This is a genomic window from Longimycelium tulufanense, assembly GCF_014645795.1.
In the GTDB taxonomy this organism is placed as follows: Bacteria; Actinomycetota; Actinomycetes; order Mycobacteriales; family Pseudonocardiaceae; genus Longimycelium; species Longimycelium tulufanense.
Map to the genome: position 1 here is coordinate 62,195 of NZ_BMMK01000019.1, position 14,576 is coordinate 76,770.

9 protein-coding genes and 1 pseudogene are annotated in these 14,576 nt (G+C 69.1%); 7 read left to right on the forward strand and 3 right to left on the reverse strand.

Features of this window, described 5'->3' with window-relative positions:
• The first annotated feature begins 240 nt into the window (after positions 1 to 240).
• Complete coding sequence (locus IEY55_RS19375; RefSeq protein WP_189059865.1) at positions 241 to 1,446, forward strand: helix-turn-helix domain-containing protein; 1,206 nt, start codon at positions 241 to 243, stop codon at positions 1,444 to 1,446.
• 152 nt (positions 1,447 to 1,598) lie between these two features.
• On the opposite strand, the gene IEY55_RS19380 is transcribed toward IEY55_RS19375, so the two are convergent.
• The 3 genes and pseudogenes from IEY55_RS19380 to ssd form a co-directional block, all read right to left on the reverse strand.
• The gene (locus tag IEY55_RS19380) at positions 1,599 to 2,126 is read right to left on the reverse strand and encodes a hypothetical protein (protein WP_189059866.1); all 528 of its coding nucleotides are present in this window, start codon (positions 2,124 to 2,126) and stop codon (positions 1,599 to 1,601) included.
• 323 nt (positions 2,127 to 2,449) lie between these two features.
• Positions 2,450 to 3,055 (reverse strand): annotated as a pseudogene (locus IEY55_RS19385) (ATPase, T2SS/T4P/T4SS family); the annotation flags it as partial.
• A complete protein-coding gene (gene ssd / locus IEY55_RS19390) occupies positions 3,052 to 4,137 on the reverse strand; it encodes a septum site-determining protein Ssd (protein WP_189059870.1) in 1,086 nt (361 codons plus the stop codon). The gene ssd and the pseudogene IEY55_RS19385, both read right to left, overlap by 4 nt.
• Positions 4,138 to 4,845: 708 nt before the next feature.
• Here ssd and IEY55_RS19395 point away from each other — a divergent pair.
• The 6 genes from IEY55_RS19395 to murQ all read left to right on the forward strand — a co-directional run bounded on the left by IEY55_RS19395 (position 4,846) and on the right by murQ (position 14,101).
• A complete protein-coding gene (locus IEY55_RS19395; protein ID WP_229686546.1) occupies positions 4,846 to 5,679 on the forward strand; it encodes an HAD family hydrolase in 834 nt (277 codons plus the stop codon).
• A 689-nt stretch (positions 5,680 to 6,368) separates the two neighbouring features.
• A complete protein-coding gene (locus IEY55_RS19400) occupies positions 6,369 to 8,204 on the forward strand; it encodes a glycoside hydrolase family 3 protein (RefSeq protein ID WP_229686547.1) in 1,836 nt (611 codons plus the stop codon).
• 1 nt (position 8,205) lies between these two features.
• Positions 8,206 to 9,462, forward strand: coding sequence for an exo-beta-N-acetylmuramidase NamZ family protein (locus tag IEY55_RS19405; RefSeq protein WP_189059874.1), 1,257 nt, complete (start codon positions 8,206 to 8,208; stop codon positions 9,460 to 9,462).
• Between the two features lie 7 nt (positions 9,463 to 9,469).
• Positions 9,470 to 11,224, forward strand: coding sequence for a serine hydrolase domain-containing protein (locus IEY55_RS19410; RefSeq protein WP_189059876.1), 1,755 nt, complete (start codon positions 9,470 to 9,472; stop codon positions 11,222 to 11,224).
• A gap of 1,024 nt (positions 11,225 to 12,248) precedes the next feature.
• Positions 12,249 to 13,181 (forward strand): MurR/RpiR family transcriptional regulator, encoded by a 933-nt coding sequence (locus tag IEY55_RS19415; protein WP_189059877.1) that lies wholly within the window; start codon positions 12,249 to 12,251, stop codon positions 13,179 to 13,181.
• Positions 13,178 to 14,101 carry an N-acetylmuramic acid 6-phosphate etherase gene (gene murQ, locus IEY55_RS19420; RefSeq protein WP_189059879.1) on the forward strand — a complete coding sequence of 308 codons (924 nt, stop codon included), beginning with the start codon at positions 13,178 to 13,180 and terminating at the stop codon, positions 14,099 to 14,101. The genes IEY55_RS19415 and murQ overlap by 4 nt, the downstream gene beginning before the upstream one ends.
• Positions 14,102 to 14,576: the final 475 nt, after the last annotated feature.

Consider the following 14,576-nt stretch of genomic DNA (forward strand, 5'->3'; position numbering starts at 1 on the left):
GCTTCGCGCCCATTCGGCGCCCGTGACCGTCTGTAAGTCGCAGCGTCCACCGTCTGCCCCAACAGCCAGATCACGCCAACAGCCACGGTTAGCGACTCGGTCCACACCTCAGCCCTCCCCAGTCACAGCACGCTCTGTGATCAAGAGCGGACGTGACGTTAGGGTGACCAAGGTCGAAAAAGTTTCCTCTCAGGAAACCTAACTCTGGTGTACCCGATCGGACGCACGTACCGTCAGACCATGACCACTGGCGAGGCACCCGAGATCGGCACCGCCATCCGGCGTATGCGCCGCTGGCGCGGCATGACGCTCGACGCGCTTGCTGGCCTTAGCGGTCTGAGCAAGGGCTATCTCTCTCGGATCGAGAACGGGCGGCAAGCAGTAGAACGCCGCTCCACCCTGATCAAGATCGCGAACGGCCTCCGGTGCAGCGTCGCTGACCTCACGGGTGGGTTCGTGCCGACAGACCAATCCGACAGCGAGGTGCACGCGGCCATCCCAGACATTCAGTTTGCCCTGGTCACCACCAGCCTTGACCACACCCGATCCGCTCCACAACGCTCGCTAGCGGAGCTGAAGGCCGAGACTGCGCGAGTCGCTGACGCACGACAAGCGTGCGAATACACAGAGGTAGGGCGAGCACTACCACCCCTGCTAACTGATCTTCACGCGACCGCGGTGAAGGGCAAGGGGGACGACCGGCACGAGGCACTCCGGTGTCTCGTCCTGGCGTGTCAGGTCACCACCCTTTTGGTGCGCAACCTCGGGAATCACCTACTAGCTTGGAACGCTGCCCAGCGGGGATGCCAAGCTGCCGACAAGCTCGGCGATCCCGTATGGATCGCCGTTGCGGCGTTCGCCTACACGCAAGCCCTTATCTCTCTCGGCGCCTATGACGAGGCACACGAGCACGCACGGCAAGCGTTCCAAAACCTGCGTACGGACGACGACAAGAGTATCCAAGTCTACGGAACCTCGATCCTGACAGCAGGATTTTGTGCAGTAACCGCCGAGTCCGGGCAGGCTGACGACGAGATCGACGAGGCTCGGGCACTCGCCGCACGGGTCGAGCACCCCAATGCCTTCTGGCTAGGGTTCAGTCGTGCCAACGTCGATCTCTGGCAGATCTCGATCGCTCTTGAAGCAGACGACCCGGTGCTAGCCGCGGAGGTCGCGGAGCGGCTCGCCCCCGAGGAAATCCCTCTGCGGTCACGCCGGGCGGCATTCCACATCGACCATGCTCGTGCGCTTGCTGGGCTTCGGCGTCCGGATCGCGAAGTGGTTGACCTTCTACGCCGTGCCGAGCAGCTTGCGCCCCTTCGCACCAGGAACAATCTCTTCGCCCGAAGCATGGTGACCGAAATGGTGGAACGCTCCCGTCGCGACTCAGGCGGAAGGGAGCTGCTGGGGCTGGCCGAACGGATGGGCTTGTTCCGTTCCGTCTGATCATTTCAGGCAGCAGCGCCCCGATGGGTCCGGAACCCACCGGGGCGCTGTGCTATTAGTCGTCGCGCCGCGGGCTTGCCCTTGTGTTCATCCGCGCGCGTATGCGAACGCCCTCCCAGCCATCCCGGTGGGAGGGCGTTCGTGTTCATGGCCTACTTGGTGACGTTGCGCCGCGCCGTCTCGTATTCCTTGGCTTGGTCCGGTGGGAGCACGCGGGAAACGCGGACCAGCACCGGCCCGGCGACGTAGTCGTACTCGCCAGCAGCAGGCATGTTCTTCGCGATGTTCTGGATGTAATCAGCGCGCTTCTTCGCGCTCTCCGCGTCGGCGAACACCTCGACGGACCCGCCACGCTCGACGGCGTCCGGCTTGGTCCCCTCTACCTCGCTTTCCGGTACCCGGGAGTCGGCGAACGCGACCTTGGACTGATAACCGTTCGGCCGCCCGAGTAACTTGTTGGGGTCATCCTGCGCCGTGTACACCTTGGTGACCTTCGCCGTCGCGACCTCCGCAGTGAGCGCATTCGCGATTTTCTCGGCCGTTCTCTGCTTCGCCGGCTTGTCCGTCACGGCCGCGCTGGTCGAGTCGCCGCGTGCCGGCGTGCTCTCGGCCGATCCCGAACACCCACCCAGCACCGCGGCGGCGAGCACCGCGAGCACGGGCACCACAAAACGACGCATAGGTTCCCCTCACCTTTCGCCCAAACCGGGTCCGACGTTGGCGGCAAGATCACCGCCCGGACGGTGCATCGCTCAGACCTACGCGCTAGTTACCGAACGTCCCCACCTAACTCCGGAGAGTTCGATATGCGGCCGGCTCCACACGCCGGCAGACAGCGCCACGAAGCCACGGCCAGTCCTGCCGTATGACGATTGGGAGATAGACCGAACGTCTCAGTTCGTTACACCCGACTCACCTCCTGTGGTGGGCCGCTCGCACCTCGGGGCGCCCACGGGATGTTGTGCGATGCGAGTAGTCCATATGGGTGTTCTTGGCCATGTTCCGTGTTTCCCGAGCCCGTCCCTCCGACCACCAGGAAGGCCAGGCGGGCGAGCACGACCGCGTGCAGAAGTCCCGCAATGTCGGTGTCGAAGGTGCCGCCGCGCAGCAAGGAGCCCAGGTCGTGTGCTGCTGGGCGGAGCACGCGCAGCGACAGGCAGGTGCCATCGGTGGCAACGGGCGGCAACACGGCGTGCAACCGGACCGAGCCATCGGTGGCCAGCCCCGGGAGCCACGCGTCGACGAAGGGCTGGGCATCGTCGAGCCGGCGGCCGGCTGCGAGGGCGAGACGTTGGGCGAGCCGTCGCACGGCGTTCTCGTCGAGGAACCGGACACCTCGGGCTCGGCGCAGCCCACCTCCGCGGTCGACCCAGATTTCGGTCGGTCCGGTGACAAGGACGTCCGTCACGGCGGGGTCGCGCAGCAGCGGTTCGAGTGGGCCGGCACCTACGAATTCTTGTTGGAGCAGGCGAAGTGCGTCGAGGACGTCGCGGTCGCCGACGACTCCCCCAGCTTCGGCTCGTACCGCGGCGGCGACGGTGGCCGCCGTGACCGCGGTTCCGGCTCCGGCGAGCCGCTGGCGCACCCGCTCGACCAGTGCCGCGCTCATGCCGCACCGCCCATGGGCTCCGCTCGATCGGCCGCGGTGAGTACCGCGCGCGCGGCGCCCGCCAGCGGTCCGCGGCGGCGGAGAGGGAGTCGGCCGCGGTCCAGTGCGCGTTCCAGGCCGGGCTCGGGTCGCGTCGCGGCCAGCAGGGGTAGGTCCAGGGCGGTGGCCACGTCGGCAGGGGTGAGACCGCCGGGGGCGGGGCCGCGGACCAGCAGGCCGAGCCGGGCACCGTGTTCGAGGGCCGCCCGCGCCACGCCCGACGCGGCCGCGCAGGCGCGGACCTCGGCGGGGACGAGCAGGACGGTGAGGTCCGCTCGTCCGAGGACGGTGAGCGCGGCGTCGGTGGGATACCGGGGCAGGTCGCACACCACGGTGTCGCCGGCTCGGCGCCCGGCCTCGAGGACCGCGGCGACCGCTGCGGGGCTGGGTCCCTTCCCGCTGCGATCGCAGGAGAGGACCGTGAGCGCGGCGTCGCCGAGCTGCACCGTTGGGAGGGTGGCGTGCAGGGAGGCTGCAGCTACCCGGCCGCCGGTGAGGGCGAGCACCGGCCAGCGGGGTCCCTGCCGTTCCTCGATGCCGAGCAGGAGGTCGAGACCTCCCCCGTGCGGGTCGCAGTCGACCAGTAGGGTGCGGCTTCCCCGGTGTGCGGCAGCCGCGGCAACGGCGGCCGCCAGGACGGACGCTCCCGCCCCGCCTCGGCCGGCGCAGACCGCGAGGATGCGGCCGACGACGGGGCCCGGGGACTCGATGGCGTCGGCGAACCGGCTGATCAGCCAGCTCTCGGCCGCGGGCAGGGCGAGTACCCGCTCCGCGCCGACCGCGACCGCGGCCTGCCACACCGGGGGCGGTGGCTCGCCGGAGCAGAACACCAGGACACCGTGGCGCCGGGGAAGGGCGCCGGCGGCGCAGTCGGTCGCGGCGTAGCCGTCGAGAAGCACGAGCGGGGCCGTTGTCCAGCGTTGCCGAACGGCCGTCGCATCCGGAGCACGCTCGACTTCGCACCCGGCGGCGGCAGCCAGTCGGAGCAGGTCATCCAGCAGATCTCCGTCCCGTGCCACCACAAGTGGTCGTGCCGTAGTCATCGCCGTCCCTCCGTGTTCACTGCGCCGCACGACCACGGACCCGTTGTCCGCGCCAAGCCGCGGGCGCCGGTGATCACGGTGGCCCGACGTCCACCGACCCACCAGGGATCAAGATCAACTTGTGGATAACTTGAGGCACTGTGGACAACTCGACACCCGCCTGGGTGATCAAGGGGGATTTCGTCGGTGAGGTTGGGCAAGATCGAAAGGGATGCCGGGGGCGCCACCTCGTCGCCGTCCACAGGCCCACCGATGAGGAAGCTTCGGTGGGACTCGGCGAGGTTCTGGGCGTGTCGCACGCCTCGCACGTGTGCGACAGCTCTGCGAGCTCCTGCGGCGCGGCGGTTCAGGCGTCGTGCCGCACCACAACGGCATCGCCCGATGTAACACGTTGGCAGTACGAACAACGCTCGACGGGAGGTGACCACGAAGACAGAAACAGGAAAGACTTCAGGCGGGCGCGGCGTACGGCGGCAGGACCGCCTGCCGTCCCAAAACCGAGGCTGACCGGAAACGACCCCAGACATGGGACGACCCCCGCCAGGGGGGAGGGACGGGGGTCGTCGGAGTTCAGCCCCGGGGGGTCGAGCTGAACCCGTCCGGTGGAACACCGGACGCCCCATACTGTATCCCGCCCCGCCCGGGTGACGCCTCCCGTCCGATCGAGGGACCCGCCGACAATTGCCGATCGGCACCTATGCTGGGCCCGTGACCGAGCGCAGCGGGGACCCGCAGCCCGAACCCGGCTCCCGGGTCGCGGCGTTCTTCGACCTGGACAAGACCGTCATCGCGAAGTCCAGCACGCTCGCCTTCAGCCGCCCGTTCTTCCAGGAGGGCCTGATCAACCGGCGCGCGGTCCTGAAGAGCGCCTACGCGCAGTTCGTCTTCATGCTGGCCGGTGCGGACGCCGACCAGATGGACCGGATGCGGGCGCACATCACCGCGTTGTGCGCGGGCTGGGACGTCGAGCAGGTCCGGGCGATCGTCGAGGAGACCCTGCACGACATCGTGGACCCGCTGGTCTACAAGGAGGCCACCCAGCTCGTCGCCGAGCACAAGGAGCAGGGGCACGACGTCGTCGTGGTCTCCGCCTCGGGCGAGGAGATCGTGCGCCCGATCGCGGAGATGGTCGGCGCGACACACTGCATCGGCACCCGGATGGTCGTCAACGACGGCCGCTACACCGGAGAGGTCGAGTTCTACTGCTACGGCGACGGCAAGGTGGACGCGGTCCGCGAGCTCGCCGCGGAGCAGGGCTACGACCTCGCCCAGTGCTACGCCTACTCCGACTCGGTGACCGACCTACCGCTGCTGGACGCCGTGGGCCACCCCACCGCGGTCAACCCGGACCGGGGCCTGCGCAAGTCCGCGGTGCAGCGGGGGTGGCCGGTCCTGGCGTTCTCCCACCCGGTGTCGTTGCGCGCCCGGATCCCGACCCCGTCCGGCACCGCGGTCGCGGCGGCGGCGGTGGGCCTGGGCGCGGTGGCCGCGGCCGGCGTGGCCTGGTACGGCCTGCGCCGCCGCCGGCGCGGGGACGACTGAGCCGGGCCACGGCGCGTGAGCATCCGGTCGGCCATTCTCACGCTGCGTTCCTGTACCGGTGCACTCGACTGAGCCCTTGCTGTGGCGAGGGCCACGGATTACAAATGAGGTACGGACTCCCGGAGGCCAGGGACGGAGCGAAGAGAAGCGCCGTTCACCCCGAAGGGACTCCGCGCGTGAGCTTCGGGCACCCACGCCGAGCACGCCGCGGGAGGCTTAGTCGACAAGGGGCTGCGTATCGGGACGCCGGACGCCGAGCCCTGAAAGTACGACACAAGTGCACGCTTGGTAACCCGAAGGCCCGCGCAGTTGAAGGCGCCCACCCCGGCATCCGGTGGGCGCCTTCGCATGCGATTCGCATGTGACAGGCGGCGTCCGCATCGGCCGCCCGGACCCCTCAGCCGCGATCACGGTCGGGCTGTGCGCTGGTCCCGGGAGTGTTGCGCATACGCCCCGTGCGCCCCTTCCCTCACTGTTTCGGGTCGTTCCGCCCGCTTCTCCTCAGCACAATTACGTGCGCCGCCGATGCCCTCGGCATCGACGTTGCGCCCATGGGCTGCCTCTAGGGTCTGGGGCGGGCCCAGTTGGACGCAGCCCGGACCGGCCAGCCGGTCGTTGACCTGCCAAGAGTGACGTGAGTAACTTCCGAGAGGCGCCGCCGCGCCGGTAAAGAGTTTCCGGAGGCAGTCGTGGGTAAGGAGCGCTCCCCCAGCCGCCGGACCGCGACCGCCCTGGCGGCGCTGGTCACGGCACTCTGCGCCGCGGTCCCGGCGAGTGCCCGCCCGCACGTACCGGTGGCGGCGGGGCCGGAGCCACCGCCCCCTCCCCCCGCCGAGCAGACCGAACAGGACTGGGCCACCACCACGCTGCGGCAGATGTCCCTGCCGGAGAAGGTCGGCCAGCTGTTCGTGACCTACGTACACGGCACCGACGCCAACGCCCCGCACCCGGAGAACCGCAAGGAGTACGGGGTGGACACGCCGGCCGAGGTGGTGGAGCGCTATCACCTCGGTGGAGTCGTCTACTTCAACTGGAGTGCGAACTTTTCCAACCCGCCCCAGGTGGCTCGGCTGTCCAACGGGTTGCAGCGGGCCGCACTCGCCTCCGGGGCCCGCATTCCGCTGCTGATCTCCACGGATCAGGAACACGGCATGATCTCCCGGCTCGGCCCGCCGGCGACCCAGTTCCCCGGGGGCATGGCGCTGGGCGCCGGAAGGGACACCGGGGCCGCCGAGGAAGCGGCTCGCATCGCCGCCGCGGAGCTCCGCGCGGTCGGTATCAACCAGAACTACGCCCCGGTGGCCGACGTCAACGTCAACCCGGCCAACCCGATCATCGGGATCCGCTCGTTCTCCTCCGATCCGACGCTCGCCGCAGACATGGTCGCCGCCCAGGTGCGTGGCTACCAGAAGGGCGGCTGGCGGGGCGAGGGAGTCGCCTCCACGGTCAAGCACTTCCCCGGCCACGGCGACACGAACGTCGACAGCCACACCGGCCTCCCCGTGATCGAACACGATCGGGAGCAGTGGCAGCAGCTGGACGCGCCGCCGTTCCGCGCCGCGATCGAGCAGGGCGTCGACATGATCATGAGCGCCCACATCGTGGTGCCCAAGCTGGACTCGTCGGGCGAGCCGGCGACGCTCTCCCCCACCGTCCTGACCGGGATGCTCCGCAAGGAGCTCGGTTTCCACGGCGTGGTCATCACCGACTCGCTGCAGATGGAGGGCGTGCGGCAGCGCCACTCCGACGCCGAGATCGCCGTACGGGCGCTACTGGCCGGCGCCGACCAACTCCTGATGCCGCAGGACATGGATGCCGCCTACAACGGTGTGCTGGAGGCGGTCCGCTCGGGCCGTATCTCCGAGCAGCGCATCGATGAGAGCGTCCGGCGGGTCCTGGAGATGAAGTTCCGACAGGGAATCCTCATCCGTCCGATCGTGGACGAGTCCGCGGTGAGCAGGACCGTGGGTACACCAGAGAATCTGGCGGCAGCACAGCGGATCACCGACGGAACCACCACCCTGATCCGCAACGACGACAAGATCCTGCCGCTTCGCAGCAGGCCCAACCGCGTGCTGGTGACCGGCTGGGGCGAGACGACCACGGCCACGCTCGCCAAACGGATCTCCGCCCGTGGACCATCGGTCACCACGAAGACCACGGGCATGAAGCCCGATGCGAGCCGCATCGCTGAGGCGGTGGGCGCCGCCAAGGAGCACGACCTGACCGTCGTGTTGACCAACGGGGCGTGGAATGACCCCGGTCAACGCGATCTCGTTCGCCAGCTGGCCGGCACGGGTAAGCCGGTCGTCACGGTCGCCGTTCGGGACGCGTACGACGCCGCACACGTCGACGAAGCGCACACCTGGCTCGCGACCTACTCGTACGCACCAGTCGCGATGGAGTCGCTGGCCAAGGTCGTCTTCGGCGAGATCGCACCACGGGGCAAGCTCCCCGTCGCCATTCCTGATCCCGGCCGCCCCGGCGTTGACCGGTACCCGTTCGGACACGGGCTGGGTTGGTGACATGGCCAGGCTGGGTAGAAGGGGCTTCCTCGCCGCCTCCGTGCTCGCCGCCCCGGCGGTCTCGGCCTCAGCGACTGTCAGACGCGAGCAACACAACGACGTCCGTACCGGGGCGGACCTGCTCGCGGCGCAGGGCTGGCACCGGCTGGCCGGTCGTCGCGTCGCCGTCCTGACCAACCCCACGGGCCTCCTGCGCGATCTCCGGCACATCGTCGACGACATGCACGGCAGCGGAAACATCAACATCGTCGCGGTGTTCGGACCTGAGCACGGATTCCGTGGCACGGCGCAGGCCGGTGGGTCCGAGGGTGACCACATCGACCCCCGCACCGGCATCCCCGTCTACGACGCCTACGGCGCATCGGCCGACAAGCTCGCGGCGATGTTCCGCAAGGCAGGCGCGCAGGCGCTGGTCTTCGACATCGCGGACGTGGGCGCCCGCTTCTACACCTACATCTGGACCATGTACACGGCGATGCGGGCTGCGGCCGCGACGGACACCGCGTTCGTCGTGCTGGATCGACCGAATCCACTCGGTGGGCGGGCGGCTGGCCCCCAGCTGGATCCCGCCCAAGCCTCCGGTGTCGGTCTGAAGCCCGTCGTGCAGCAGCACGGGATGACCGTCGGGGAGCTCGCCAAGCTGTTCGACGCCGAGTTTCTGCCCGGCGACACGGGAAAGCGGCTGCCGAGCCTGGAGGTCGTTCCGGCCGCGGGCTGGCGCCGCTCGCAGCTCTTCGCAGAAACCGGCCTGCAATGGGTCCCGCCGAGCCCCAACATGCCGACCCCCCAGACCGCCATGGTCTACCCCGGAACCTGCCTGTTCGAGGGCACGTCGTTCTCGGAGGGCCGAGGCACCACACGCCCGTTCGAGACGATCGGTGCGCCCGGTGTCGACTGGCGCTGGGCCGACGATCTCAACGCCATGGGTCTGCCGGGCGTGCGATTCAGGGAAGCGTACTTCGTCCCGACCTTCAGTAAGCACGCCAAGCAGACCTGTGGCGGTGTCCAGATCCACATCGAGCAACCAGAGTCCGTCGACCCGATCCGCATCGGGGTCGCCATGCTCGTCACGGCCAAGCGGCGGTATCCCCAGGTCTTCTCGTGGCGGCAAGACAACTGGGTGGACAAGCTTTCGGGCTCCGACCGGCTACGGCGGATGGTCGACCGGGGCGCCGGGGTTGATGAGATCGTCGGTGCGTGGCAGGCGGAGCTGGCAGCGTTCCGGCGCCAACGCGGGCCATACCTGCTTTACCGGTGAGGTGTCTATGCGTGCTCTGGTCTTCACCCTCGTCGCGCTCCTGACGATGACCGCCGGTGCCTCCGCGGCGCATCCCGACGATCGCGACTCGACGGGCCGGTTCGACCGCCCGAGACCCGGTTTCGCCTCACCGCTCACGGTCTTACGCGAGGGAACGCCCGAAAGCGTCAGGCTCGACCCACGCCCCCTTGCCGCGGCGCTCCGCCGGATCAAGAACTGGACCGAGGGCTCCGGCTCGGTCCGCCCCATGTTCGCCGGTGCGGTCTCGCTCGTGGCGCACGACGGCGTGATCGTGCGTCAGGAAGCGGCGGGTTTCGCACTGCGTTACCGCGAGGTGCGGCCCGACGGCTCCGGGGTCGAGCTACCTCGCGACCAGTGGATCCCGGCCCGGGACGACACGATCTTCGACGTCGCCTCCGTGACGAAGCTCTTCACCTCGATCGTGGTGATGCAGCAGGTCGAGGCCGGGCGAATCGACCTGCAGCGGCAGGTCGCGCAGTACCTTCCCGAGTTCGCGGCCAACGGCAAGGAGTCCATCCCGGTCGAGTGGCTGCTCACCCACCGGTCCGGCCTCCCGCCGTTCCTGTTGCTGTGGAAGAACTGGCCGGACAAGCCCGCACGGATCCGTGCCGTGCTGGAGGCGGCGCCGCAGGAGAAGCCGGGAACGAAGTACATCTACTCGGACCTCAACCTCATCGCGCTCGGCGTCCTGGCCGAACGCGTCTCCGGGCAGCCCCTGGACGAGCTGGTCCGGCAGGGAATCACCGAGCCGCTGGGGATGAGCGACACCGGATACAATCCCTCCCCCGAGGTCCGGAACCGCGTGGCGGCCACGGAATTCGTCACCGATCCGCCACGTGGGCTGGTGCACGGCGAGGTGCACGACGAGAACGCCTGGTCACTCGGCGGCGTCGCGGGCCACGCCGGGATCTTCTCCACGGCACGGGATCTCGCGGTGCTGGGGCAGGCCATCCTCAACGGCGGCACCTATCGTGGCCGGCAGATCCTGCGGCCGGACACGGTCGAGGACATGCTGACCAACCGCAACCACGATTTCCCCGAGGACTCCCACGGTCTGGGCTTCGAACTGGACCAGCGCTGGTACATGGAGGGGCTCGCCAGCCCATGTACCGCCGGGCACACCGGGTTCACCGGCCCCTCCATCGTCATCGACCCGCTGTCCCGCTCCCTGGTCGTGCTGTTGGCCAACCGTGTGCACCCGAGCCGCAACTGGGGTAGCAACAACCCCGCGCGACGCGCCTTGGCACAGGGCCTCGCCGAGGCGATGGCCGTGATGCCGGTGGGCGGCCCGACCGCCTGGTTCTCCGGGGTCGAGCCGGCCCACGACGCCGTCCTGCGAACCGAGGATCTGCTAGTCCGTGACGGCCGGGTACGGGTGTTGTTCGACGCGTTCGTGGACACGGAGAAGACCGACACACTGGCACTGGAGTCCAGTGTGGACGGAGGAAAGAACTGGCGCCGGGCGTCGATGACGGCGCACGGTAGGGGTGCGCCAAAGGGTGAGCAGGCAACCCTCGCCGGCCATGGCCACCGGTCGTGGTGGCGGGTGCTGGCGGAGGTTCCCACCGCTCCCGGCGAGAGGGTGATGCTGCGCTGGCGTTACAGCACGGACGAGCTCTACACCGGTCGCGGTGTGTACCTCGACCGGATCCGGGTGCACGACGGCCGTGGTGTTCTCCTGGACGACGAGTGGGAGCCCGGCCGCCTGATCGCCGACGGGTGGCGACCGGCGGAACGGTAGGTGCGCTGTCTGCTGGGACCGTGTCAGTCTGGTTGCGATCTGGTGGGCGCGCCCTCGACCGTGTCCGGCCGCGGGATCCGACGGCAAGCCGTGAAGCCAGTCGCGCCGGCCCCGAGCGTCAGTCGGCCTCATGGGCAGCACACGGTGATCAGGTGGGACCCCGAACGCGGCCGCGCTGCTCGCCACAGCCGTGCGGCACCACGCCAGCATGCGGCGTCGCGGCTGTACGGGGGCTGGTGCGTGGTTGCCACACCGGCGACGAACCCGAGGGCTCCACGGTGGCGGCTCAGTGCGAGCTGGGGACCCGCGACCGCCTCAGACCAACAGCAAGTACCCGCCAATAGCGTCGGGGTGGCCAGGGGTGCCCGAAAAGGTTCGCCGGGTCGGCGCTAGTGCTGTCGCCAGGGGCGCTGGGGTGCCATGCAACCGGCGAGGTAGTGATCACCATACGAGACGCACAGTATGGTCGGGAGGGTTTCCACGTCGTTCGTCACACAACGATCACGGGCGCCCTCGCTTCATACCCTCAGCTACGCCCTCGCATAGGTCATCTAGGCCCAGTGCCACTGTGGCCTGCCGAGACGCCGAGGTACATGGCCCCCTTGATCGCTATGTACGCGGCATAGCATCGAGGCCTGCATCGCCGTGGGACACGGGCGTCTACCGAACCAACGCGCCGCCCGCTCCCGGAAGGCGCGTCTCCGCCATCCGCATGACCTCTCACCCGCCCGACACAGCCGTGATGGTCCGTTCGGCGCTGGCGCGGCCAGAGGATCGCCACACCTGGTTCCCACAACCGAGTGAGGTGCGCCACAGTAGGGGGTCAGACCTGCCGCGCCGACCGTCCACGGAGGAACACGTGAGAATCATTCACAATTGTGGGAAAAACTCGTACCGAAAACGTCTGACAAATAGCCAGCTGATCACGGTGTTGTTAGTTGACGCGAGCAAGCGCAGGCGTGGAGACACAAACAATGCCGCACAATGCGTTGACCTGGGCTCTACCTGTTAGTAAGTTTCCGACGTGAGCACCCAGAGCGGTCACCCCGAAACCGCGGAAAGCAGTCCACTGGTCCGGATCCGGTCGCTGTTGCCCGGCCTCGCCCGGGCCGAGCAACGGGTCGCGAAGGTGGTGTTGAGCGACCCCGCCTCGGTCGCGCACCGCAGCATCACGGAGGTCGCCGAGGAGGCCGGCACCAGCGAGACCACCGTGACCCGGTTCTGCAAGGCAATCGGCGTCGGTGGCTATCCGGAGCTGCGCATCGCCCTCGCCGCCGACACCGCCCGCAGCGCGGCTCGCGCCGACCGGGACCTGGGCAGTGACATCGAGCCAGGCGACGACCTGAACCGTGTGGTGGGGAAGGTGGCGTTCGCCGACGCCCGGGCGGTCGAGGAGACCGCCGGGCAGCTCGACGTCACCGTCCTGGACCGGGTCGTCCGCGTGGTCGCCGAGGCCCGACGGGTCGATGTCTACGGGGTCGGCGCCAGCGCGTTCGTCGCCCTCGACCTGCAGCAGAAGCTGCACCGGATCGGCCTGACCTGCTTCGCGTGGAACGACACGCACATCGCCCTCACCTCGGCCGCCGTGCTGCGTCCCGGTGACGTGGCCGTGGGCATCTCGCACACCGGCTCGACCGCCGAGACGGTCGAGGCGTTGCGGGTGGCCCGGGAGCGCGGCGCGACCACGGTCGCGTTGACCAACTTCCCGCGCTCGCCGATCTCGGAGGTGGCCGACCACGTGCTGACCACGGCGGCCCGGGAGACCACGTTCCGGTCCGGGGCGATGGCCAGCAGGATCGCCCAGCTCACCGTGATCGACTGCCTGTTCATCGGCGTGGCGCAGAAGCATCTCGACACCGCCCGGGCGGCGCTGGAGTCGACCTACAACGCGGTGAGCGGGCACCGGCTCGGTCCGCGTCCGGACGGCCGGCGACGTCCCCGGGAGGCCGGCCAATGATCCCAGCAGCTCGGCAACCGGTGGTGAACGTGGACTCGCCGACCGAGCAACGCAACCCGCGCACCCTGGACATCGACCGGGTGTCCACGGTGGACGTACTGCGGTTGATCAACGACGAGGACCGCACCGTGCCGGACGCGGTCGCGGCGGCTCTTCCGGAGCTGGCCGCGGCCGTCGACATCGCGGTGGAGACGCTTCGCGGCGGCGGGCGGGTGCACTACGTGGGGGCCGGTACCTCCGGCCGCCTCGCCGTGTTGGACGCCGCCGAGCTGGTGCCGACGTACAACGTGCCGCCGGACTGGTTCGTGGCACACCACGCGGGAGGGTCGTCGGCACTGGTGCGTTCGATCGAGGACGTCGAGGACGACGACATGGCCGGCCGCGCCGTGATCGAACGGAGTGCGACCGGCAAGGACTTCGTCGTCGGCGTCGCGGCCTCCGGACGCACGCCGTACGTGGTGGGTGCGTTGGCCGAGGCGCGGCGGATCGGGGCCCGGACGGCGTTGCTCGCCGCGAACCCGTTCATCACGCCCCAGGTGGACGTGCGGGTGCTCCTGGACACCGGGCCGGAGGCCATCGCGGGCTCGACGCGGATGAAGGCCGGGACGGCGCAGAAGATGGCGCTCACGGCGTTCTCGACCGCGGTGATGGTGCGGCTTGGTCGGACCTACTCCAACCTGATGGTCAGTGTCGTGGCGACCAACGCGAAACTTCGCGGGCGCACGGTACGGATCCTGCAGGAGGCGACGGGGTTGGGCGACCGGGAGTGCGCGAACGCGTTGGCCAGCTCGGACGGCGACGTCAAGACCGCGCTCGTCTGCCTGCTGTCCGGGGCGGACGTCACGCGTGCGAACACGGCGTTGGCCGCCGCTGACGGCCACGTGAGGGGAGCGTTGGCACAGCTCGGCGTTACCGAGTAGGGAGGATTGTCGTCAGGGCGGTATGAGCGCTGTCGTGCAGATCCACGAGCGCGCACAGCAGCCCCGCACGACATAGTCGACGCACCGGCGGGACACAGGCATCTGGGTCACTGCAATGGAACCCGCTTGGTGCGACGGCGTCCACAGTCGGTTCCTGGAGCTGTTGGAGCCCCCTGGACCCGCCTGAGGGCGACCGGCAACATGTCGGTGTGGCGGTAGGGAGCGACACCGGCTGCGTAGTTGTGAGGACGACCAAGGCCCCGGAGCGGGTGTCGGTAGTTCTACAGCCCCCAAACACATGACACGCCGACCACCCCGGTGCCTTGCGGCTCGCCGTTCGTCCAGGAGCCCAGCGCCTTCATTGCGGATCCTGCTGGCGAACGACAGTGAGCCGGGATGTCTCGGGGTGACCCGGCGGTGGGTACGCGCCCGGGGTACGCAGATTGCGTACGCCGGAACATGTCCGGAGGGTGCT

Excerpts from the sequence above, each read along its gene's own strand:
- IEY55_RS19375 (WP_189059865.1), top strand. The coding sequence starts at position 241 with ATGACCACTGGCGAGGCACCCGAGATCGGCACCGCCATCCGGCGTATG.
- IEY55_RS19380 (WP_189059866.1), bottom strand. The coding sequence starts at position 2,126 with ATGCGTCGTTTTGTGGTGCCCGTGCTCGCGGTGCTCGCCGCCGCGGTG.
- ssd (WP_189059870.1), bottom strand. The coding sequence starts at position 4,137 with ATGACTACGGCACGACCACTTGTGGTGGCACGGGACGGAGATCTGCTG.
- IEY55_RS19405 (WP_189059874.1), top strand. The coding sequence starts at position 8,206 with ATGGCCAGGCTGGGTAGAAGGGGCTTCCTCGCCGCCTCCGTGCTCGCC.
- IEY55_RS19410 (WP_189059876.1), top strand. The coding sequence starts at position 9,470 with ATGCGTGCTCTGGTCTTCACCCTCGTCGCGCTCCTGACGATGACCGCC.
- murQ (WP_189059879.1), top strand. The coding sequence starts at position 13,178 with ATGATCCCAGCAGCTCGGCAACCGGTGGTGAACGTGGACTCGCCGACC.